The sequence below is a fragment of the Pseudoalteromonas rubra genome (assembly GCF_005887095.1).
Lineage (GTDB): Bacteria > Pseudomonadota > Gammaproteobacteria > Enterobacterales > Alteromonadaceae > Pseudoalteromonas > Pseudoalteromonas rubra_E.
Genome location: NZ_PNCI01000044.1, coordinates 18,668 through 39,350, shown reverse-complemented (window position 1 = coordinate 39,350; position 20,683 = coordinate 18,668). Strand labels below are relative to the sequence as shown.

Here is a 20,683-nt window from a genome sequence, read left to right as displayed (position 1 = left end):
CAATAACAAAGATGAAAGCAAGTGCTCACACACTACTTTTTAGTTGTCTCATCCGATCTGTCGGTGGACTGACGGATTAACAGGTTCGCCAATTTACGTGCCGTCTGTGATAAGTAGCCGGAGGCAGGCGTACTGGCGGGAATAGGTCGACATAAGGCCATGGCTTTGTATCCCAGTCGAGCGGTGAACACGCCTGCACTGAGTCCCTGTGCAGAGCGCGCCGACAGTTTACCCAGTAATTCGGCACCCAGGCTGGTGGCCGCCAGGTCGCTCAGTAACTCACTGGCCCCGACAAAAACGATCTGTTTGAGCAGCAACCGGTAAAGTTCAATGCGGCTGCGATAACCCAGTTTAATGCCGTACAACTGGCTGATCTTTTCTATCAAAACAACGCCTCTCCACAACACGGCCAGCATATCGGTGATGGCCATCGGGCTTATCGCCACCATCAAGGCTGACGTACTGGCAAACTGTACAATGAGCGCTCGGGCGCGCTCATCTACATCCTGAAGTAAGGTTTTGTCGTACAGTGCCAGTACTTCCCTATCAGTGAAATGAGGTTGTATGGTCGCCATAAACTGGCTGACCTGCTGTTGGTCGTGTTGCTTCAGAAGTGGCTTTAACCAGGTTTGTGCCTCTCCAATTTGGTTGCTGCTCAACAACCTTTGTGCCCCGGCGCGTTGCTGTTCGAGCTTTTTTAACCTGCCAAGGGCGCGGACTTCAGACCAGCCGAACTTGCAAAGCACGGCCAGCGCACTCACAATCACAACCCCATATAGTGCGGCCAAAACCCAGCTGCGGTTTAGCGCATCCAGCAGGGTCAGGGTCATTTCTACCGGGATCAGAATAGCCAATCCCAGCAGCAACAGTTTGCGCCAGGTCAATCCAGATCTGGCCGGTTGTGTAACTGGCTCCATGGAAAGTGACGGCAACTGGGTATCAAAGGTCTGCTCGGACGCTGGTGGCGTACCTACACTCTCCTGCTCAGGGTTTTGTTCGATGCGTCGTGCCTGTTGTTCGGCTTCGGGTGCTGTCGTTGACTGGGGAGCCTCGGGATCCGCTTCAACCTGAACTCGTCGTCCGCGATGTGACTGGGCTGGCTCACTCATTGAAGTTTATCTCCCAATAAAAACTGTAATACATGATCGAGTCGAATATGCTCGATTTGCCCCTGGTAGGCCGGATAAGGCTCAAAGGACAAAAATTCATACCCCTGTTTGGGCCATTGTTGTGCTCCGGGCAGATGTTCTGGCGGGATCGGCGGTAAATAGCTGATATACTTAGATTCACCGACCGGCTTGCCATAAACGCAGGATAAAGTTTTCCCCTGCTCAGTTACCTGCTTCGGCTGCGTGCTTTTCACCGACGAAATTGCCATCGTATCGATCTCCACGCCTGAAAATTTCAATTCGTTTTCGCTGGGTAAGAGCAACGAATGTAATAGGCGTGTCAGCTTATCCTGATCGGCCAGCGCCACACTGTCGCATTTGTTTGCTGCAAACAGCACCTTGTCTATGCTGGGGCGAAACAACCGTGACAGGAGCCCACTTTTACCATGGCGAAACATTGCCAGCGTATCACTTAATGCGCTTTGAGTTTCCGCCAGCGTGGTATGGCCATCGTTTAGTGCACTGAGCAAGTCCACCAGCACCAGCTGACGGTCAAAGCGGCAAAAGTGCTCTCGATAAAATGGTGTGATCACTTGCTTTTTATACGCTTCAAAGCGCTGCTCAAGGTGACGATACTGACTCTGCTCAGCAGCATTATCTGGCGCGGTCAATGGGAAAAACTGTAAAATCGGCGCACCATCGAGCTCTCCGGGGATCAGCATGCGCCCGGGCTGCAGCTGCGCCAGCCGGGTCTGAGCCTTGAGTTGTTTTAAGACATCCGCGTAGACACTGGCCATTGCCGTCAGTTCGCTTTCGTTGACTTTTGCGTGCGCATCAAACTGAGCCAGTTGCTGCAAAAACGGGGCGCTTACCTGTGCATAATCAGGTTGAGCCAGCCTCCTGAGCTGCTGTACGCTCCACTGAGCAAAACTTTGATTGAGCATAGGCAAATCCATCAACCACTCACCCGGATAATCAATCAGTTCAAGATAGACGGTATGGGTTTCGCTCAGATGCTGCCTGACGCCCTTCGCGGATCGAAATTTCAATGCCAGTGTAAGTGTATTGATCCGCTGTGTTGAGGGCGGCCAGCGGGGAGGATCCGCTAATAAATGACTTACCGCATTGTGGTATTCAAAACTGGGAATATCCAGCGCACTTTGTGGCACCTGTTTGCAGGCTACCAGACGCTGTTCTCGCACCACCTCCAAAAAAGGTAAGTTTTGCGCCGTGGCCTGAGTGGTTAGGTGTTTTACCAAAGCCGTGATGAAAGCGGTTTTACCGCTACCACTGAAACCAGTTACAGCCAGTTTGACATGTCTGTCCAGGCTTCGGGTAAGGGTTTTGTGGGTAGTTTGCTGTAATTTTTGCAGCGCTCTGGCAGTCAGGCCCGATACACTCATAAAGGCACACATTCCTTATTTTGTCAGCAAAGGTGACTGGGCTGCCGACGCCCGGGCAGCGCCCCTTTGCGTATCTGTCAGTTACTATATGTCAGTTACTATAGTTTATTGATTTCGCGTTTTACCGTGTACTCGCTCGACGTCACATACGTTTCCATGTGCTGGATACGACCATCGAGACGCGTTAAACGCTCTTTCAGGTCAAACAGCGCCTGGCGTGGCGGCTCGCCTTTTTGCCAAACTTTAAATTTCACTGACACAGGATCTTCGTCTTTGCTTGAGTAATTGCTGTCTGCACCTGGCGTCTGTGACGTCTCTGCTTTTTTATCCAGAATAAACCAACAGGCGATGTAGACTACGATAAACAGTGGGCCACCGGATAACAGTACCGCAGTGACAAACAGGATCCTGACCAGCCATAACTCCATATCAAAGTAGTCGCTCAGCCCCGCGCACACCCCAGCTAATTTTCCCCTTTTCGGGTCACGGTATAATTCTCGTCTACGTTTACTCATACTTTGCGTCTCCACTCTGGTGACTCTTGATCAAGCAGGGCCTCCAGCGTTTCAACGCGTTGCGCCATTTTCTCTGCTTTATGCGCTAACTCAACCAGCTGGCGGTGTTCGTGTTCGCTCAGCCCCTGACTGACCTGCTTTTTGCTGCGATAGTGCAGGATCAACCATAGCGGTGCCACTACAATCATAAAGATGATGATCGGGGCGACTAAAATCTCTGCATCAAACATATTCCTCTCCTGTCTAACCTGGCACGTTGTTCTTTTCATTATTGCACCTACCTTAACAGCAGGTGCAGTCAAATTCACTTGTCGGCCAATTTTTTCTTCAGTGCCGCAAGCTCGTCGTCTACTTTCTCATTTTTTTGCAGATCAGCAATTTCATCTGCCAGTGACTTTTTGCCCAAGTCATAAGACTCCACCTGAGACTCCAGTCCGTCGATTTTGCTCTCGTAGCGCTCAAAGCGGTTCAGCGCATCTTCAACTTTACTGCTATCCAGTGCCTTTTTGACATCCAGACGAGACTCGGCTGAACGCTGACGCAATACAATGGCTTTTTGACGTGCTTTGGCATCAGCCAGTTTTTCCTGCAATGTGGTGACTTCCTGTTGCAGCTTCTCAATGTGCGACTCAACATGTGCCAGCTCTTGTGTCACGCTGTCTGCCGCATCGGTGGCTTTTTGCTTTTCAAGCAAGGCCGCACGCGCCAGATCTTCACGGTCTTTGGTCAGCGCCAGTTCCGCTTTTTGCTGCCAATCATCCGCCTGAGTGCGCAGCTGCTCAACGCGACGCTCCAGCTCTTTTTTCTCTGCCAGCGTTTTTGCGGACGTCGAACGCACTTCAACCAAGGTGTCTTCCATTTCCTGAATGATCAAACGGACCATTTTTTCTGGATCTTCCGCTTTATCCAGAATCGCATTGATATTAGAATTAACAATATCAGCAAAACGTGAAAAGATTCCCATAATCTATTACCTCTTTGGTTAGTAATTTAGTTTGCTGATTAGATGTATCAATTAGCTTGCCAACTTTTCAATAAAATTACTTTATTAAAATCAACAAGTTATAATTAAAGAAAAAGACTTTCGCTTCACTGTTTTTTAAAATACACTAGATGTTAGTCAAAAATACTAAGAGTTAGGCAATATGAGTCAGTTTCGCCAACAGGATAATTTGCTCGGCCAGTCGGATAGCTTCCTTGCTGTATTGGATCAGGTGTCTCAGCTTGCTCCGCTGGAAAAGCCGGTACTGATCATCGGTGAGCGGGGAACCGGTAAAGAGTTGATAGCGGCCCGTTTACACTACTTATCCGAGCGGTGGGACCAGAATTATGTCAAACTCAACTGCGCGGCGTTAAACGAAAACCTGCTGGAAAGTGAGCTGTTTGGTCACGAAAGTGGTGCCTTCACCGGTGCCAGTAAACGGCATGAAGGTCGCTTTGAGCGCGCCAACGGCGGCACCCTGTTTCTTGATGAGCTTGCCAATACCTCAGCTATGGTGCAGGAAAAACTCCTGCGGGTCATAGAATATGGCGAATTTGAACGGGTTGGCGGTAAACAAACGGTCAAGGTTGATACCCGACTTGTCTGCGCGACTAACGAAGACTTGCCATCTCTGGCTGATAATGGCGAATTTCGCCACGACTTGCTCGACCGATTAGCCTTTGACGTTATTACATTACCGCCACTGCGTGAGCGTAAAGAAGACATCCTGCTATTAGCTGAACATTTTGCGATTAACATGGCCCGCGATTTAGGCTGGTCTTTATTCAGTGGTTTTACCCGTAGCGCCACAGAAATGCTGCTCGACTATGCCTGGCCGGGTAACATTCGTGAACTTAAAAATGTGGTGGAGCGTAGTTTGTATCGTCATGGCAGCGAACAACTGGCGGTGCATCAGATTGTATTCGACCCATTTGCCAGCCCCTACAGACCCACGCAAAGAATCAAAAAAGCCGCTGATATCCCAGCTCAGACCACTGCCGCTCCCGTGCTCATGTCAGACGCGCCGCAGACCAAACCGTCTGTTGCCTCATTTCCGTGCGATCTCAAATCGCTCTCTAATGAATTCGAAATCGACTTGCTGCGCAATGCACTAGAGCACAGCCAGTTCAATCAGAAAAAAACCGCTCAGAACCTGGGACTGACCTATCATCAGCTGCGTGGTTATCTGAAGAAATACAACTTACTGGACTCGCAACAAGAGGCTTAGCCGTGGCTAACAGAGCAACTGATAAACCACCCACCCAGACGCCCAGCGTCAGGAAATATTATCGGTATATTGCCAAACTCTGGCTATTACCGATTACAGTCCTGTTAGGTACACTGCTCACTGGCTGCAGCGATAACGCTGCACAGGCGCAGCGTAAGATCCAGGGGATCGTGTACTGCGCTGAAGCCAATCCGGTGTCATTTAATCCGCAAGTGACCACCACCGGCTCAACCATAGATATTATCGCTAATCAACTATATAACACGCTGATTAGTATTGATCCCCTTACCGCTGAGTTTCGTCCTGAGCTGGCAACCAGCTGGGAAATCAGTGAGGATGGCAAGCAAATCACCTTTGCTCTGCGCAAGGATGTGACTTTCCATAGCACGGACTATTTTACCCCTACCCGTACCATGAATGCGGACGATGTGGTGTTTTCATTTAGTCGCCTGTTCGACGTATATAACCCATTTCATTTTGTGGGTGATGCGAACTACCCCTATTTTCAAAGTGTGGGCATGGATCAGCTGATCCGCCAGATAATCAAAGTAGATGACTATACTGTACGTTTTGAACTGTTCAGCAGTGAAAGCAGTTTTTTGTCAAACATCGCCACAGACTTTGCAGTGATCCTGTCACACGAGTATGCCATGCAGCTGGTCGCGCAACAACGCAAACAAGATTTTGATATCTTGCCCGTGGGCACCGGACCCTACAAGTATAAGGGGTTCCTGCGAGATAACCTGATCCGCTACCACAAGCACTCCGGCTACTGGAAACACGACCTGGCCATGGATCAGCTGGTGTACGACATCACCACCAACAATACCAGCCGTATCGCTAAAATGCTGACTAAAGAGTGTGATATTACCGCCCACCCCAGTGCCACTCAGCTTGAAACCCTGGCCGCACGCAAAGACATTCGAGTTGATAAAGCCGTCAACCTGAATGTCGGTTACTGGGCGTTTAACACCGAAAAGCCGCCCTTTGATAATGTCCTGGTTCGTAAAGCACTGGCGCACAGCATCGACTTTCAAAAGATCATGAAAGCGGTATTCTACGGCAACGGGATTCAGGCACGATCGATATTACCTCCCTCGTCCTGGGCTTTCCAGACTCAGGCCATGCCCAGCTATGACCCGGAACGTGCCCGAGAGTTTTTGACGCAGGCAGGGTATCCAGATGGCTTTGAAATGGATTTGTGGGCCATGCCGGTATCTCGCATTTATAACCCGAATGCCCGAAAAATGGCCGAGCTTATTCAGAGCGATCTGCGTGAAATAGGGATCCGTGCGACCATAGTTGAATACGAATGGAACACCTTTCTGGAACGGGTTGGTCGCCACGAACATGACAGTGTCCTGCTCGGCTGGGCTGCGGATACCCCAGATCCGGACAACTTTTTCAGCCCTTTGTTAAGCTGCACGGCCACATTCAGTGGTAAAAATCCTGCAAACTGGTGTAATCCGGAGTTTGACTTACTGCTGACTCAGGCACTCGACACCAGTGATCTGCAGCTACGAAAACAGTTTTATCAGCAAGCTCAGCAAATGTTGATTGCAGAGCTACCCGTTGTACCGATTGCCCATGGTATGCGTTTTCAAGCAAGTAATACCAGTGTGATGGGCATAGAGCTGCGCCCTTTTGGTGGTATTTCTTTGGCTAACGCGAGGAAAAACTGATTATGTTTGCAGACTTTTTGTTTCGTCGCCTTAGCCTGTTGCTATTTATGTTGTTTGCACTCACCGCATTTACCTTTGCATTGAACTATCTGTTTCCGGGAGATCTGCTCACCAACTTCAGTGGTGAACTGAATGCCAGCTTCAGCCAGACACAAATTTTGCAGCAGAAATACCATATCGATGACAGTCTTTTGGTTCAGTATCAAGCCTTTCTGATCCGTCTCTTTCAGGGCGACTGGGGATTGTCTTTATCTTCTGGCCAGGAAGTATTCGGCCATGTAAAACAGCTATTTCCGGCCACCATAGAGCTTTGTGTCTATGCACTGATTGTCGCACTGTGCCTTGGCATCCCAGCCGGCGTGATTGCCAGTGCTTATCACAACAAGTGGCCAGATAAAGTGATCAGTTCACTGACCTTGCTTGGCTTTTCAATACCGGTTTTCTGGCTGGCGCTGTTGCTGATCATGATTTTTTGTCTCAGTTTTGGCTGGTTTCCTATGTCGGGTCGTATCGGTCTGCTCTACGAAATTCCGCCCGTCACGAATTTTATTTTATTGGATATCTGGTTGCATGACTTCCCCTATGGTGGCCAGGCCTTTGCAGATGCACTGCATCACCTGACGCTACCAACGGTCGTATTAGCCATGTACCCTACTACAGTGCTCGTTCGCTTTACCCGGGACTCCATGCTAACCGTACTGGAACAAAACTATATTAAAACGGCGCGGGCCAAAGGCCTTAACCGTCGGCAGTTGATCCTTGACCACGCACTGCGCAATGCATTGCTACCGGTGATAAAACAGATAGGTCTGCAATTTAGCACGCTGATCACACTGGCCATGGTAACAGAAGTAATTTTTTCCTGGCCGGGGATCGGTCGCTGGATGATAGAGAGTATTTATCAGCGAGACTATCCGGCCATTCAGGGGGGCCTGCTGGCAGTTTCCTTTTTTGTTATTTTCGCGAATATGCTGGCAGATGTGATCCACACCCTCCTTGACCCGCTAGCCAGGAACCAGGCCCATGGCAAAGTTTAATCTCTTTACAGAAGAGTCTAACCGCTCTCCGTTATCCCGGCTGTGGCGCAAGTTTAAAGCGAACCACCCGGCACTGGTTGGGCTATGGCTATTTATTGCGTTGACGCTGCTTGCCCTGTTGGCACCATTGTTAGCCCCTTATGGTATCGATCAGCAGCATGCCGATGCCTTATTGCTCCCCCCTTCCTGGCACGATGAGGGGAATGTTAATTTTATTCTGGGTACCGATGATTTGGGCCGTGACGTCTTGTCTCGGCTGATGCGTGGAGCCACTTATACCTTTGGCTTGTCTATCGTTGCGGCACTGCTAACCACTTTATTAGGGGTTGTACTGGGCACCCTGGCAGGGTGTAGCCAGGGCTTTAAGTCTAGCTTGCTCAATCACCTGCTGGATATCACCCTGGCCATTCCATCGCTGTTGTTGGCCATCATCATTATTGCCATTCTGGGCCCCGGTCTTTTTAACACCGTGTGGGCCATTATTTTCGCACTGCTCCCTCAATATATTCATTCAATTCGTAACCTGGTGGTTGAAGAACTTAATAAAGACTATATCAGTGCCTTCAGACTGGACGGCGCAAACCGCTGGCAATTAATCATTCGCGGTGTACTGCCTAATATTTATGAGCATATCGTGGTTATTTTCACCTTGGCACTATCGACTGCCATTCTGGATATTGCTGCCCTTGGGTTTTTGAAGCTCGGAGCTCAACCTCCTACCACTGAATGGGGAGCGATGCTGGCGGAAAACTTGGGGTTGATTTACCTGGCTCCCTGGACCGTAGGCTTGCCCGGCGCGCTGTTGTTTTTATCCGTGCTTGCGACTAACCTTGTCGGTGACGGGCTACGCGACGCATTGCAGGCGAGAAAGGCAGACTAATGCAATTACTTGATATCAAAAACCTCACCATAGAATTACCCACAGACAATGGTGTGATCCGCGCCGTTGACCGGGTCAGCCTGAGTCTTAAAGAAGGTGAGGTACATGCCCTGGTGGGCGAATCCGGTTCTGGCAAGAGCTTGATAGCCAAGGCCATTGTAGGGGTTTTAAATGATCGCTGGCGCATCACCGCTGACCGCATGCACTGGCAAGGGGTAGATCTGATGCGCCTGAGCCCGGAAAAACGCCGTAAGCTGGTGAGCCGGGATATTGCCATGATCTATCAAGAGCCAAGTCGAAGCCTGGATCCGACCGCTAAGATTTTTGAGCAGGTGGCAGAGTCACTGCCCGACAACTGTTTTAAAGGCGGCTTTTTTAGTCGCCGCAATGAGCGCAAAGAAAAAGTAAAAGCTTTGCTGCACAAAGTCGGGATCCGGGATCACCGCCGCGTGTCGAGCAGCTACCCCCATGAGCTTTCAGAAGGTGTCTGTCAGAAGGTCATGATTGCCATGGCCATTGCCAGAAACCCTAAGCTTTTGATTGCCGACGAGCCCACTACCGCACTCGAAACCACCACCCGGGCGCAGGTCTTCCGTTTATTGAAAAGCCTCAACCAGCTTAAAAATATGTCAATTTTGATGATCACCCATGAGCTGGAGGAAATCGCCGACTGGTCTCATGCCATGCATGTACTTTACTGTGGCCAGATGGTCGAAGCGGGGCCCACAACGAAAGTATTTTGTCACCCCTATCATCCCTATACACAAGCGCTGGTGAAATCACTGCCTGACTATGCTCACGGGATTGGCCACAAAGCGTCATTCTTTGCACTTAAAGGCACCATACCACCACTACAACACTTACCAATTGGTTGCCGGCTGGGCCCTCGTTGCCCGCAAGCACAGCGTGAGTGTGTCGTTACACCGGATCAGGTTAAGTCGCACGGTCATGCCTATGCCTGCCACTTTCCATTGCTTCAGGAGAAGAAAAAATGCAACCCGTGTTAAAAGTGCAATCACTGAATAAGACTTTTAACACGCGCGCAGGTCTGTTCCGAAGAAAGCGCGTCAAAGTACTTAAAGACGTTTCCTTCGCAGTTGCTCCCGGTGAAACGCTGGCGGTTATTGGGGAAACGGGGTCCGGAAAAAGTACTCTGGCTCGCGTTCTGGCTGGTGCCGAACACGCAGACTCAGGGCAGGTCCTGCTAAACGGTGAAATGATAGAAGACAACGGTCATCAGAACCATGACTGCCGCCACATTCGCCTTATCTTTCAGGACCCCACTCGTTCACTCAACCCGGGTCTGACCATTGGCGATATGCTCGACGACTGTCTGAGATTGAACACGCAGCTAACCAAACACCAACGCGACAAAAAAATCGTCGCCACCCTGTCTCGTGTGGGGCTTCTCTCCGAGCACTATGATTATTATCCACATATGTTCAGTGGTGGACAATTACAGCGAGTCGCACTCGCTCGGGCATTGATCCTGGACCCTAAAGTCGTGGTACTGGATGAAGCGCTATCATCACTCGATCCCTCAGTACGTGCTCAGACCGTCAACCTGCTGCTGGAGTTACAGCGTGATTCCGGGCTCAGCTACATTCTGATCACCCACCATCTGAGCCTGGTGCGCCATATGAGTGACAAATTACTCGTCCTGAGCCGAGGTAGAAGCGTAGAGTATGGCCACAGCGAGTCTATCTTTCGCGCTCCCAAATCTAAAGTCATGCAAAAGCTTCTGGCTGTATAAAGACATAAAAAAACGCCGGACAATGCCGGCGTTTTTTATTCAGTACAATGAATTACTGAACTTCGTCGCTGAACTGAAGCGTCGGACGAACCACATCCGCGTCAGACTCCAGCGCATTTAATAATGCCAGGAAGTTCTTATTCACGACCGACATTGTAATGTTCTGCTTCTGTTGTGGCTCAACATCACCCGTTACTGCGGTGGTCGTTACGCCCTTCAGTACCAACAGTGCCGCGTCACCACTATTTAGCTCAACTAACGCTGGTAGTGTCTGTTCTGCCTCTGGGTGCGCCAGTTTAAACGCCTGCTGGACAATTTCAGGGGCCACTGCAAAGCTTTGTCGCTTCAACGCCGCTTCACTTTTAACTTCAGCAGACTCTTCAGCAGCAATATCGCTCAGCGCTTTGCCGTCTTCCAGCTGTGCAAATAATGTTTTTGCTTTCTCTTTGATAAGCTCAGAAGCCTTTTCATTCTCAAGACGCGTTTTGATCTGTGCTGTCACTTCTTCCAGCGGTTTAACTGTTGCAGGCTTGTGATCCAGCACACGCACCACAACAATGTGCTCATTACCCGCTTCTAATACTTCTGAGTTTACTCGGTCTTCGATCAGCTCAGGCGTAAAAATAGCATTGGCAATTGTCGGGTTGTTAAGCGGTGCAGGCAACGCCATGCGCGATACCAGCTCTGTGCTTTTAAGCTCAATGTCAGCGACAGCGGCTGCATCTTCAAGAGAGTCCGCGACTTCAAAAGCGACTTCAGCGATCTGAGATTGCTTTTCATAGAAGGCATTTGCTTTAGCGGTGCTTTCCAGCTCTGCACGTAAGTCCGCTGCAACGTCTTCAAATGCTTTAGACTGCTGCGCCTGAAGGTCCGTCAGCTTAATGATATGGAAACCAAATTCAGTTTCTACTACCGGAGAGATGTCACCGACGTTTGCCAGTGCAAATGCCGCCTCTTCAAACTCAGGCTCCATCATATCACGCTCGATCCAATCCAGATCACCGCCCACTTCAGCAGACGCGATATCATCAGACTCGGTTGATGCAAGCTCTGCAAAGTCTTTTCCACCTTGTAACTGCTGGTAAAGCGACTCGGCTTTTTGTTTCGCCGCATCAGCATCTTCTGCACTTTCGATCAGAATGTGTGCCACACGACGACGCTCTTCTTCCAGATACTGTGTCTGATTTTCTTCGTAGTAAGCACGTACCTCTTCGTCAGAGATTGGCTTTTCCAATGTAATATCGCCTGATTTAAGCTCAAGATACTGCAGTGCAATCTGCTCAGGGGCCTGAAACTGCTCCTGATTAAGCTGATAGTAGTCTGAAATCTCTTCCTCAGTAACAGCAACGTCCTGCTTCACTGTGTCTTTGCTCAGCGTCATGTAATCAATGTCCCGAGTCTGCTGCTGCAAAGCCAAGGTATGCTTAAGCTCGTTGTCCAGTACAAAATCAGAACCTGCCACAGCTGAAACCAGTTGATTGCGGGTCATTTCTTCACGCATATATTCACGGAAAGTATCTGGCTGGAAGTTCATCTGACGGATCAACTGCAAGTATCTGTCGTTGCTGAACTCACCGCCAAGCTGGAAGTAAGGCAGTTCAAAAATTGCCTGCTTTACTTGATCATCGCTGACTCTGAGTCCCAGCTCAATCGCTAACTGGTTTTGTAATTCTTGTTGTACCAGACGGTCTATGACCCCACTGCGGACCTGAGCCATATATGCTGGATCAGCAGAGATTTGCGTAAAATACTCACCAAACTGACGTTCCAGACGTGCACGTTCGTTTTCAAAGGCACGTGAGAATTCCATTTGTGTGATCTTAACCCCATTGACTTCTGCTACGGCCTGCTCTGTGGTTTGACCTAGGTAACCACCGATCCCTGCCAACGCAAAAGACAAGATCACTACACCAAGAATAATTTTGGCTGCCAGGCCTTGTGAGCCCTCTCTAATCTTTTCTAGCATTTATTCTATCTCTTATCTAAGTCAAAGCATGTTCAGTACTTTGGGTTTATCGCATATCCAGGTCCGTTGTGCATAGCACATTGGCACCTGTCTTGTCTCTGTACCTATTTATATGGATAAGCGCTGCGATTGCAAGCACATTCATTCGACCTGTAAGCAGGCCGTTTGCACTTCAGTATGATTAGCTCAGTCCAGATTGGAGCAAGCCAATATGCGGCATCATCCAGATGGTATAAAAAAAGCGTATCTTAACAGATACGCTTTTTATCTTGAAGCTTATCTCGCCTAATTACACTATCTTAACATAGGTAGTTCGGCAGATTGAGCTGAATCTGCTTAGTTTACCGCGTCTTTCAGAGCTTTACCGGCTTTGAAAGATGGGATGTTAGCTGCAGCGATTTCGATTGCCGCGCCAGTTTGCGGGTTACGACCAGTACGTGCTGCACGCTCGCGTACTGAGAAAGTACCAAAACCAACTAAGGCAACTGAGTCACCGTCTTTTAGCGCACCAGTTACTGACTCAATGAATGAATCCAGAGCACGACCAGCAGCCGCTTTAGAAATATCAGCATCAGCTGCGATTTGATCGATTAATTGAGATTTATTCACAATATCATCCTCTTACATTGTTATTATCAAGAGCGATGAGGGCTTACCACTAACATCACTTTTGTAGTTAACTCAGAGAAATCTAACGATTCTCTATTTCATCTAATGTCTCAAAGCCTAGTAACTACGGGGGTTTGTGAGCTACCAGGCTAAATACAGTGCTTAAGTTAGCATACCATTTAGATTTGAAAACCCTTTTTACGCACTTTTATGTACTTTTTCTGCTTTACCCGGCCGACTTTTGCGACTCAATGGTAAAACTGTCTACAGGATGAGCAAGTGCCAGCGATAAAACATCGTCAATCCAGCTCACAGGGTGGATTTCCAGACCTTCCAGAACATTCTGCGGGATCTCTTTGAGATCGCGCTCGTTCTTTTTGGGGATAACAACTGTTTTAATGCCACCCCGATGTGCTGCCAACAGTTTTTCTTTTAACCCACCAATTGGTAAAACTTCACCACGTAACGTGATCTCGCCAGTCATAGCCACATCGCTACGCACAGGGTTGCCTGTCAGGCTTGAGACCAGGGCTGTTACCATCGCAATACCGGCACTTGGACCATCTTTGGGCGTCGCCCCTTCTGGTACATGCACATGGATATCACGCTTCTCGTAAAAGTCGTCATTAATTCTGAGCTTGTCGGCACGATTGCGTACAACCGTCGTTGCAGCCTGAATCGATTCCTGCATCACATCACCCAGAGAGCCCGTGTAAGCAAGTTTGCCTTTACCTGGCACCGCTGCGCACTCTATGGTCAGTAAATCACCGCCTACTTCTGTCCAGGCCAAACCAGTCACTAAACCAACACGGTCGCCATCTTCCGCCTTACCATAATCAAAGCGCTGAACACCCAGATAACTTTCCAGATTGTCGGCATTGATCACTACCTTGTCCTTAGACTTACTCAGCAGAATGCTCTTAACAGCTTTACGGCACAGCTTTGACAGTTCACGTTCAAGGTTGCGCACACCTGCTTCACGTGTGTAGTAGCGGATAGTATCAATAATGGCACTATCTTCTATCTCGATCTCATGTTCCTTCAACCCGTTACGTTTAATCTGTTTCGGGATAAGGTGCTGTTTTGAGATATTGAGTTTTTCGTCTTCGGTATAACCAGAAAGACGGATCACCTCCATCCTGTCAAGCAATGGGCCTGGGATATTGAAGCTATTAGACGTCGCCACAAACATCACATCAGACAGATCGTACTCTACTTCCAGATAGTGATCGGCAAAGCTGCTGTTTTGTTCTGGATCCAGGACCTCAAGCAATGCTGAAGCCGGGTCGCCACGCATATCTGAAGACATTTTGTCGATTTCGTCCAGCAAGAACAGAGGGTTCTTCACTCCCACTTTGGTCATGCTCTGGATCAGTTTACCTGGCATAGAGCCTATGTAGGTGCGTCGGTGGCCACGGATCTCCGCTTCATCACGCACACCACCCAGTGCCATACGTACATACTTACGGCCTGTTGAACGTGCAATAGATTGCCCTAAACTGGTTTTACCTACCCCTGGAGGACCGACTAAACACAAAATAGGCCCTTTCAGCTTGTTGGTGCGCTGCTGAACCGCCAGATACTCAATAATGCGATCTTTAACTTTCTCAAGCCCATAGTGGTCTGCATCAAGGATTTTTTGCGCATTCGCAAGATCTTTTTTGACCTTCGAGCGTTTCTTCCACGGCACACCTATCAAGGTATCTATGTAAGAGCGAACCACAGTCGCCTCTGCCGACATCGGAGACATCATCTTAAGCTTGTTCAGCTCAGAGGTCGCTTTCTCTTCCGCTTCTTTGGGCATCTGAGCCTCACCGATGCGTTTTTTCAGCGCTTCAAACTCGTCTGGCACATCATCCAGCTCACCCAGCTCTTTCTGGATGGCTTTCATTTGCTCATTGAGATAGTACTCTCGTTGAGACTTTTCCATCTGCTTTTTGACGCGTGAACGGATTTTCTTCTCAACCTGAAGCAAGTCTATCTCACCTTCCATCAATGCCATCAGATACTCTAGGCGATCTGTGACGTTGTAAAGCTCCAGTACTTTTTGTTTCTCCGGCACTTTAATCGGCATGTGTGCCGCCATAGTGTCTGCAAGGCGTGCCGTTTCATCAATACCAGAAACAGAAGTCAGTACTTCTGGCGGTATCTTCTTGTTGAGTTTTACATACCCTTCAAACTGACTAATGGCACTGCGAATAAAAATATCCTGCTCCGGGCCTTCAATGTTTTCAGAGGCAATAAACTGTGCTTCAGCTAAAAAGTAGTCGTCAGTGACCAGAAACTTTTCAATTTTCGCTCGCTGAGTACCTTCCACCAGCACTTTGACTGTACCGTCAGGCAGCTTTAGTAATTGCAATACCGTGGCGACAGTACCGACCTGATAAATATCATCAGTGTCGGGATCATCAATAGATGCCTCTTTTTGCGCCACTAAAAAAATTTGCTTGTCATTTTCCATCGCAGCTTCGAGGCATTTTATTGATTTTTCTCTGCCTACAAATAGCGGGATCACCATATGAGGGTATACGACCACATCACGCAGTGCCAATACGGGTATTTCGACTCGATCCATTCTCTCAAGCGTCATTATATTCTCTTCGCACTTCATTAATTTCAAGGATTAGGGTGGTATATGGGGATTGTCTTCAAAAAGTTCAACCTATCTACCAACCCGTATCGATTTCTAGTTTGAGTTTATACCAATTTGCTTAATTAAGTGTTCTATTTTGAGGCGAGAAAACAGGCTCGATAACAAGGCAAAAATTTTGCTATTTAGTTGTTCTAAATGAGAAATTTTTAACGCTGTTAGCGTCATATTTGCTCCGTCAAATTGAACAGGTATTAAGTGAAATTAGTATTATAGATTGCTGGTACTACCAAACTGTAGACAAAAAAAGGAGCCTGAGGCTCCTTTTGCGATAAAACGAGGCCGCTATTCCGACGCTGCTTTATCCTGATTGTTATTTTCGTATATTAAAATCGGGTCCGACTCACCTTTAATCACGGTTTCGTCTACCACAACTTTACTCACGTCTTCTATCGAAGGTAACTCATACATGGTATCCAGCAGTACACCTTCCACAATGGAACGTAATCCACGGGCACCCGTTTTTCTCTCCATGGCCTTATGCGCAATCGCTTTGAGCGCATCTTCACGGAACTCAAGCTCAACCCCTTCCATTTTGAACAATGCACCATACTGTTTGGTTAATGCATTCTTAGGTTCGTTTAGGATTTGGATCAAGGCGTCTTCATCCAGTTCAGCTAAAGTAGCAACCACAGGTAAACGGCCAATGAATTCAGGGATCAGACCATATTTGACCAAGTCTTCAGGCTCAACATCTTTAAAGGTTTCACTCAACGAACGTGCACTGTCCGATGACTTAACCTGCGCACCAAATCCGATCCCAGTGTTAGTGTGGCTACGCTGCTCGATCACTTTGTCTAAACCAGCAAATGCCCCACCACAGATAAACAAGATTTTTGATGTATCTACCTGCAAAAACTCTTGCTGCGGATGTTTACGTCCACCTTGTGGCGGAACCGATGCAACAGTGCCTTCAATCAGTTTTAGTAGTGCTTGTTGCACCCCTTCACCTGATACATCCCGTGTAATTGACGGGTTATCTGACTTACGCGAAATTTTGTCGATTTCGTCGATATAAACAATACCACGCTGTGCTTTTTCTACGTCGTAGTCACATTTCTGTAAGAGCTTCTGGATAATATTTTCAACATCCTCACCCACATAGCCAGCTTCAGTCAACGTGGTAGCATCTGCCATAGTGAAAGGCACATCCAGCAAGCGCGCCAGCGTTTCTGCAAGGAGTGTTTTACCACTACCCGTTGGACCAATCAGCAAGATGTTACTTTTGCCCAGCTCAACATCGCCTTTAAGACCCTGATTTTTTAGACGCTTGTAATGGTTGTACACTGCAACCGACAGCACTTTTTTAGCATGCTCCTGGCCGATTACATAGTCATCAAGGTGATTTCGGATCTCTCTTGGTACCGGCAATTTATCAGACGAATCGTGTTGCGGCGCTATATCCTTGATTTCTTCTCTAATGATGTCGTTACACAGTTCGACGCATTCATCACAAATGTACACTGACGGACCAGCGATCAACTTGCGTACTTCATGTTGGCTCTTACCACAAAATGAGCAGTATAAGAGCTTACTATTCTTGTCGCCGTCTGTAGGAGTGTCTGACATTCAGCTACCTCTTAATTTTGGTCAGTTATCTACTTAGATAACACAATACATATTTTAACTATACCAAAGAAATTTGCCTTTAGCATAGCCGGGCCAGGTGCATTTATCTAACGAATCTCACAATGTCCCTGGCCCAAATAGATTACTTGATGTTTCTGCTGCTGTGAACGGCATCAACCAGGCCATAATCTACGGCTTGTTCTGCATTCATAAAGTTGTCACGATCGGTGTCATTCGCAACCACTTCATAAGGCTGGCCCGTGTGCTCAGCCATCAGACGATTGAGTTTTTCTTTGATCGTCAGGATTTCTTTGGCGTGAATTTCAAAGTCGGACGCCTGGCCCTGGAAGCCACCGAGAGGTTGGTGGATCATCACACGTGAATTCGGCAGACAGTAACGTTTGCCTTTCGCGCCACCAGACAGCAAAAATGCGCCCATACTTGCCGCTTGCCCCACACACACAGTGCTGACATCTGGCTTAATAAAATTCATCGTATCATAAATAGACATACCTGCCGTGACTGAGCCACCTGGAGAATTAATGTAGAGATAGATGTCTTTTTCGGGGCTTTCTGATTCCAAGAACAGCAGTTGAGCAACGATCAAGTTTGCCATATGGTCCTCAACCTGACCGGTCAAGAAAATGATCCGCTCTTTGAGCAAACGAGAATAAATGTCATACGAACGCTCACCTTTTGCTGTTTGTTCAACAACCATTGGGACTAAAGCGTTTAGAGGATCAAACATACCGTCATTCATTTTATAGATTCCTTATAAACAGGGAAGTGCACTGCAAAACCTGGCACCTGTCAATCTCATCGGGAAGACAAGCGATATTCGTTTACTCAATTGACTGGGAGTTTATAGACATAAGTTTACACATGAGACGCTGATAAACAAAAGTATACACACAACCGTGTTGCTTTGAGCAAATAAACAAAAATGGCTCGCAGCACTGCAAAACACAGAGCAATACGAGCCATTTAAACGTTAGCTTAACAGTAAGTCAATAATTTCGTCTTTGACGAGATCAAAAGGGCTTACTGAGCCGCCTGTTGTGGGTTCATGATGTCGTCAAAAGACTTTTCAACATCAGCAACCTGAGCAGCAGCCAGAATCGCATCTACTGCCTGCTCTTCCATTGCAACGTTACGCATTTGCTGCATCAGTTGGTCGTTACCTTTGTAGTAAGCAACAACTTCAGTTGGATCTTCATAAGCAGAAGCAACAGTCTCGATTAGCTCTTCAACTTTTGCATCGTCTACTTTAATGTCATTCGCTTTGATCACTTCACCTAACAGAAGACCCGTTTTAACACGTGTCACTGCTTGCTCGTGGAACAGCTCAGCCGGAAGCTCAGGCATGTTCTTAGCATCGCCACCGAAACGCTGTGCAGCTTGCTGACGTAGCGCGTCGATTTCTTGGTCGATCAGTGCTTTAGGCACGTCAACTTCGTTGGTCTCTAGCAGACCTTTGATCGCTTGATCTTTGATCTGAGCTTTTACAGCCTGACCAAGTTCACGCGTCATGTTTTTCTTTACTTCTTCTTTCAGTGCGTCAACGCCACCTTCAGCTACACCGAACTTAGTTGCGAATTCGTCAGTCAGCTCAGGCAGCTCCTGAACTTCAACTTTCTTCACAGTGATCTTGAACTGAGCCGCTTTACCTTTCAGGTTTTCAGCGTGGTACTCTTCAGGGAAAGTCACGTCAGCAACCACTTCTTCGCCTGCTTTCTTACCGATGATACCATCTTCGAAACCAGGGATCATGCGACCTTGACCCAGTTCAAGTGGGAAGTCTTCAGCTTTACCGCCTTCAAACTCTTCACCTTCAACAGTGCCCAGGAAGTCGATTGTTACACGGTCTTTTTCACCCGCAACTGCATCGCTTTCAGTCCAGCTTGCGTGTTGCTTGCGCAGAGTTTCCAGCATGTTAGCCAGGTCATCTTCTGTTACGTCAACAACAGGCTTCTCAACTGAAATCTTTTCAAGGTCTTTCAGTTCAACTTCTGGATAAACTTCAAAAGTCGCATCAAATTCAAGGTCCTTACCCGCTTCCAGTGACTTAGGAGCAAAAGTAGGTGCGCCAGCAGGATTGATCTTTTCAGAAACAATTGCCTCGATGTAGTTGCGTTGCATCAGTTCACCAGCAACTTCTTGCATTACCGCTGCACCGTAGCGCTTTTTGATAACAGATACTGGTACTTTACCCGGACGGAAACCGTCGATACGCTGTGTTTTAGCCAGTTGTTGTAAGCGTTTTTTTACTTCAGTCTCAACGTTCTCAGCTGGAACTGTGATAGTCAGACGGCGCTCAAGACCTTGAGTCGTCTCAACAGAAACTTGCATGATATAACCTCAATTTTCATTTTTGGCGACTACGCGCCTTCCTTACAAACAAGCCGACTTTTTATCAGATCAGATGACAGCAGAGCATCATATCTACCCAATCTTGATTGAGTAAACCACCGCAAAAAACACCCCTACATTTGATGTTTAGAATCAGTGCTGATCCCCGTCAGACTTGCTGCCTGCCCAGACAGGGCGCTATGTTAAATAATAGACGCGGCATTATAACCTATAAAACGGGAGAGTCGAGCAATCACAGCAAATAATTGATGCTACAGGGGGCAAAAATAAAGGGATAAAGCAAGATTTTAATAAAATAGAGAAAAGAAGAGATGGTCGGCGATGCAGGATTTGAACCTGCGACCCCTTGGACCCAAACCAAGTGCGCTACCAAGCTGCGCTAATCGCCGAATTTGTATTTTTTGAAGATGGTCGGCGATGCAGGATTTGAACCTGCGACCCCTTGGACCCAAACCAAGTGCGCTACCAAGCTGCGCTAATCGCCGAACATATAGGTTTTGTAGATGGGGCGACTGACGAGGCTTGAACTCGCGACAACCGGAATCACAATCCGGGGCTCTACCAACTGAGCTACAGCCGCCACTACAAATGTGGATTTAAAATGGCGCACCCGGAAGGATTCGAACCTTCGACCGACGGCTTAGAAGGCCGTTGCTCTATCCGACTGAGCTACGGGCGCGGCGCAAAGAATGCTTCTTCGTGCGTACCACCAACTTTCGTTGATTACTTCAATTCCGTAAGGAATAAAAGTGGTCGGCGATGCAGGATTTGAACCTGCGACCCCTTGGACCCAAACCAAGTGCGCTACCAAGCTGCGCTAATCGCCGATTTTTGTTATTCTCGGAGTTTCTCTTGCGAGCCCCTCGTTGACAACGGGGTGCATAATAGTGATTTGCCTGGATGAGGTCAAACATTTTTTTTAGAAATCAT

Annotated in this window: 17 protein-coding genes and 5 tRNA genes; 6 read left to right on the top strand and 16 right to left on the bottom strand. The window is 48.0% G+C overall.

Annotated elements, in window-relative coordinates; genetic code table 11:
* Nucleotides 1–32 precede the first annotated feature (32 nt).
* From CWB99_RS18495 to pspA, 5 genes are all read right to left on the bottom strand, one after another.
* Complete coding sequence (locus CWB99_RS18495) at nt 33–1,109, bottom strand: TIGR01620 family protein (RefSeq protein ID WP_138551556.1); 1,077 nt, start codon at nt 1,107–1,109, stop codon at nt 33–35.
* Nucleotides 1,106–2,512, bottom strand: coding sequence for a YcjX family protein (locus CWB99_RS18490; RefSeq protein WP_138551557.1), 1,407 nt, complete (start codon nt 2,510–2,512; stop codon nt 1,106–1,108). Before CWB99_RS18490 ends, CWB99_RS18495 begins: the two co-directional genes overlap by 4 nt.
* Before the next feature lie 98 nt (nt 2,513–2,610).
* Nucleotides 2,611–3,027 carry an envelope stress response membrane protein PspC gene (gene pspC / locus CWB99_RS18485; RefSeq protein WP_138551558.1) on the bottom strand — a complete coding sequence of 139 codons (417 nt, stop codon included), beginning with the start codon at nt 3,025–3,027 and terminating at the stop codon, nt 2,611–2,613.
* Nucleotides 3,024–3,257 (bottom strand): envelope stress response membrane protein PspB, encoded by a 234-nt coding sequence (gene pspB / locus CWB99_RS18480; protein ID WP_010386732.1) that lies wholly within the window; start codon nt 3,255–3,257, stop codon nt 3,024–3,026. The genes pspC and pspB overlap by 4 nt, the downstream gene beginning before the upstream one ends.
* Nucleotides 3,258–3,331: 74 nt before the next feature.
* Nucleotides 3,332–3,991 (bottom strand): phage shock protein PspA, encoded by a 660-nt coding sequence (gene pspA / locus CWB99_RS18475; RefSeq protein ID WP_054017327.1) that lies wholly within the window; start codon nt 3,989–3,991, stop codon nt 3,332–3,334.
* Between the two features lie 181 nt (nt 3,992–4,172).
* Between pspA and pspF the strand changes: the two genes are divergently transcribed.
* The 6 genes from pspF (at nt 4,173) to CWB99_RS18445 (ending at nt 10,589) form a co-directional block, all read left to right on the top strand.
* Entirely contained in the window at nt 4,173–5,237 is a 1,065-nt protein-coding gene (gene pspF, locus CWB99_RS18470) for a phage shock protein operon transcriptional activator (RefSeq protein WP_138551559.1), read from the top strand.
* Between the two features lie 92 nt (nt 5,238–5,329).
* A complete protein-coding gene (locus CWB99_RS18465) occupies nt 5,330–6,919 on the top strand; it encodes an ABC transporter substrate-binding protein (RefSeq protein WP_138551594.1) in 1,590 nt (529 codons plus the stop codon).
* Nucleotides 6,920–6,921: 2 nt separating this feature from the next.
* On the top strand, nt 6,922–7,956 hold the full coding sequence (locus CWB99_RS18460; protein ID WP_138551560.1) for an ABC transporter permease: 1,035 nt from the start codon (nt 6,922–6,924) through the stop codon (nt 7,954–7,956).
* On the top strand, nt 7,943–8,836 hold the full coding sequence (locus tag CWB99_RS18455) for an ABC transporter permease subunit (RefSeq protein ID WP_138551561.1): 894 nt from the start codon (nt 7,943–7,945) through the stop codon (nt 8,834–8,836). The genes CWB99_RS18460 and CWB99_RS18455 overlap by 14 nt, the downstream gene beginning before the upstream one ends.
* Nucleotides 8,836–9,843 carry a peptide ABC transporter ATP-binding protein gene (locus CWB99_RS18450; protein WP_138551562.1) on the top strand — a complete coding sequence of 336 codons (1,008 nt, stop codon included), beginning with the start codon at nt 8,836–8,838 and terminating at the stop codon, nt 9,841–9,843. The genes CWB99_RS18455 and CWB99_RS18450 overlap by 1 nt, the downstream gene beginning before the upstream one ends.
* Entirely contained in the window at nt 9,828–10,589 is a 762-nt protein-coding gene (locus tag CWB99_RS18445) for an ATP-binding cassette domain-containing protein (protein ID WP_138551563.1), read from the top strand. The genes CWB99_RS18450 and CWB99_RS18445 overlap by 16 nt, the downstream gene beginning before the upstream one ends.
* 52 nt (nt 10,590–10,641) lie before the next feature.
* Here the strand turns inward: CWB99_RS18445 and CWB99_RS18440 are convergent, their stop codons facing one another.
* The 11 genes from CWB99_RS18440 to CWB99_RS18390 all read right to left on the bottom strand — a co-directional run bounded on the left by CWB99_RS18440 (nt 10,642) and on the right by CWB99_RS18390 (nt 20,580).
* The gene (locus CWB99_RS18440) at nt 10,642–12,555 is read right to left on the bottom strand and encodes a SurA N-terminal domain-containing protein (protein WP_138551564.1); all 1,914 of its coding nucleotides are present in this window, start codon (nt 12,553–12,555) and stop codon (nt 10,642–10,644) included.
* A gap of 336 nt (nt 12,556–12,891) precedes the next feature.
* Nucleotides 12,892–13,164 carry a nucleoid-associated protein HU-beta gene (hupB, locus tag CWB99_RS18435; RefSeq protein ID WP_010386462.1) on the bottom strand — a complete coding sequence of 91 codons (273 nt, stop codon included), beginning with the start codon at nt 13,162–13,164 and terminating at the stop codon, nt 12,892–12,894.
* Between the two features lie 226 nt (nt 13,165–13,390).
* Nucleotides 13,391–15,754, bottom strand: coding sequence for an endopeptidase La (gene lon, locus CWB99_RS18430; protein WP_138551565.1), 2,364 nt, complete (start codon nt 15,752–15,754; stop codon nt 13,391–13,393).
* A gap of 345 nt (nt 15,755–16,099) precedes the next feature.
* Nucleotides 16,100–17,383, bottom strand: a complete 1,284-nt coding sequence (clpX, locus tag CWB99_RS18425; RefSeq protein WP_138551566.1) for an ATP-dependent protease ATP-binding subunit ClpX — start codon at nt 17,381–17,383, stop codon at nt 16,100–16,102.
* Nucleotides 17,384–17,525: 142 nt separating this feature from the next.
* Nucleotides 17,526–18,143, bottom strand: a complete 618-nt coding sequence (gene clpP, locus CWB99_RS18420) for an ATP-dependent Clp endopeptidase proteolytic subunit ClpP (RefSeq protein WP_054017318.1) — start codon at nt 18,141–18,143, stop codon at nt 17,526–17,528.
* Nucleotides 18,144–18,424: 281 nt separating this feature from the next.
* On the bottom strand, nt 18,425–19,732 hold the full coding sequence (gene tig, locus CWB99_RS18415) for a trigger factor (RefSeq protein WP_138551567.1): 1,308 nt from the start codon (nt 19,730–19,732) through the stop codon (nt 18,425–18,427).
* A 333-nt stretch (nt 19,733–20,065) separates the two neighbouring features.
* Nucleotides 20,066–20,142: transfer RNA gene (locus CWB99_RS18410), tRNA-Pro, on the bottom strand.
* A gap of 19 nt (nt 20,143–20,161) precedes the next feature.
* Nucleotides 20,162–20,238, bottom strand: a tRNA-Pro gene (locus CWB99_RS18405).
* A gap of 19 nt (nt 20,239–20,257) precedes the next feature.
* Nucleotides 20,258–20,333, bottom strand: a tRNA-His gene (locus tag CWB99_RS18400).
* Nucleotides 20,334–20,355: 22 nt separating this feature from the next.
* Nucleotides 20,356–20,432 (bottom strand) — tRNA-Arg (locus tag CWB99_RS18395).
* A gap of 71 nt (nt 20,433–20,503) precedes the next feature.
* Nucleotides 20,504–20,580, bottom strand: a tRNA-Pro gene (locus CWB99_RS18390).
* Nucleotides 20,581–20,683: the final 103 nt, after the last annotated feature.

Excerpts from the sequence above, each read along its gene's own strand:
- CWB99_RS18495 (WP_138551556.1), bottom strand. The coding sequence starts at position 1,109 with ATGAGTGAGCCAGCCCAGTCACATCGCGGACGACGAGTTCAGGTTGAA.
- CWB99_RS18490 (WP_138551557.1), bottom strand. The coding sequence starts at position 2,512 with ATGAGTGTATCGGGCCTGACTGCCAGAGCGCTGCAAAAATTACAGCAA.
- pspC (WP_138551558.1), bottom strand. The coding sequence starts at position 3,027 with ATGAGTAAACGTAGACGAGAATTATACCGTGACCCGAAAAGGGGAAAA.
- pspB (WP_010386732.1), bottom strand. The coding sequence starts at position 3,257 with ATGTTTGATGCAGAGATTTTAGTCGCCCCGATCATCATCTTTATGATT.
- pspA (WP_054017327.1), bottom strand. The coding sequence starts at position 3,991 with ATGGGAATCTTTTCACGTTTTGCTGATATTGTTAATTCTAATATCAAT.
- pspF (WP_138551559.1), top strand. The coding sequence starts at position 4,173 with ATGAGTCAGTTTCGCCAACAGGATAATTTGCTCGGCCAGTCGGATAGC.
- CWB99_RS18460 (WP_138551560.1), top strand. The coding sequence starts at position 6,922 with ATGTTTGCAGACTTTTTGTTTCGTCGCCTTAGCCTGTTGCTATTTATG.
- CWB99_RS18455 (WP_138551561.1), top strand. The coding sequence starts at position 7,943 with ATGGCAAAGTTTAATCTCTTTACAGAAGAGTCTAACCGCTCTCCGTTA.
- CWB99_RS18450 (WP_138551562.1), top strand. The coding sequence starts at position 8,836 with ATGCAATTACTTGATATCAAAAACCTCACCATAGAATTACCCACAGAC.
- CWB99_RS18445 (WP_138551563.1), top strand. The coding sequence starts at position 9,828 with ATGCAACCCGTGTTAAAAGTGCAATCACTGAATAAGACTTTTAACACG.
- CWB99_RS18440 (WP_138551564.1), bottom strand. The coding sequence starts at position 12,555 with ATGCTAGAAAAGATTAGAGAGGGCTCACAAGGCCTGGCAGCCAAAATT.
- lon (WP_138551565.1), bottom strand. The coding sequence starts at position 15,754 with ATGACGCTTGAGAGAATGGATCGAGTCGAAATACCCGTATTGGCACTG.
- clpX (WP_138551566.1), bottom strand. The coding sequence starts at position 17,383 with ATGTCAGACACTCCTACAGACGGCGACAAGAATAGTAAGCTCTTATAC.
- clpP (WP_054017318.1), bottom strand. The coding sequence starts at position 18,143 with ATGAATGACGGTATGTTTGATCCTCTAAACGCTTTAGTCCCAATGGTT.
- tig (WP_138551567.1), bottom strand. The coding sequence starts at position 19,732 with ATGCAAGTTTCTGTTGAGACGACTCAAGGTCTTGAGCGCCGTCTGACT.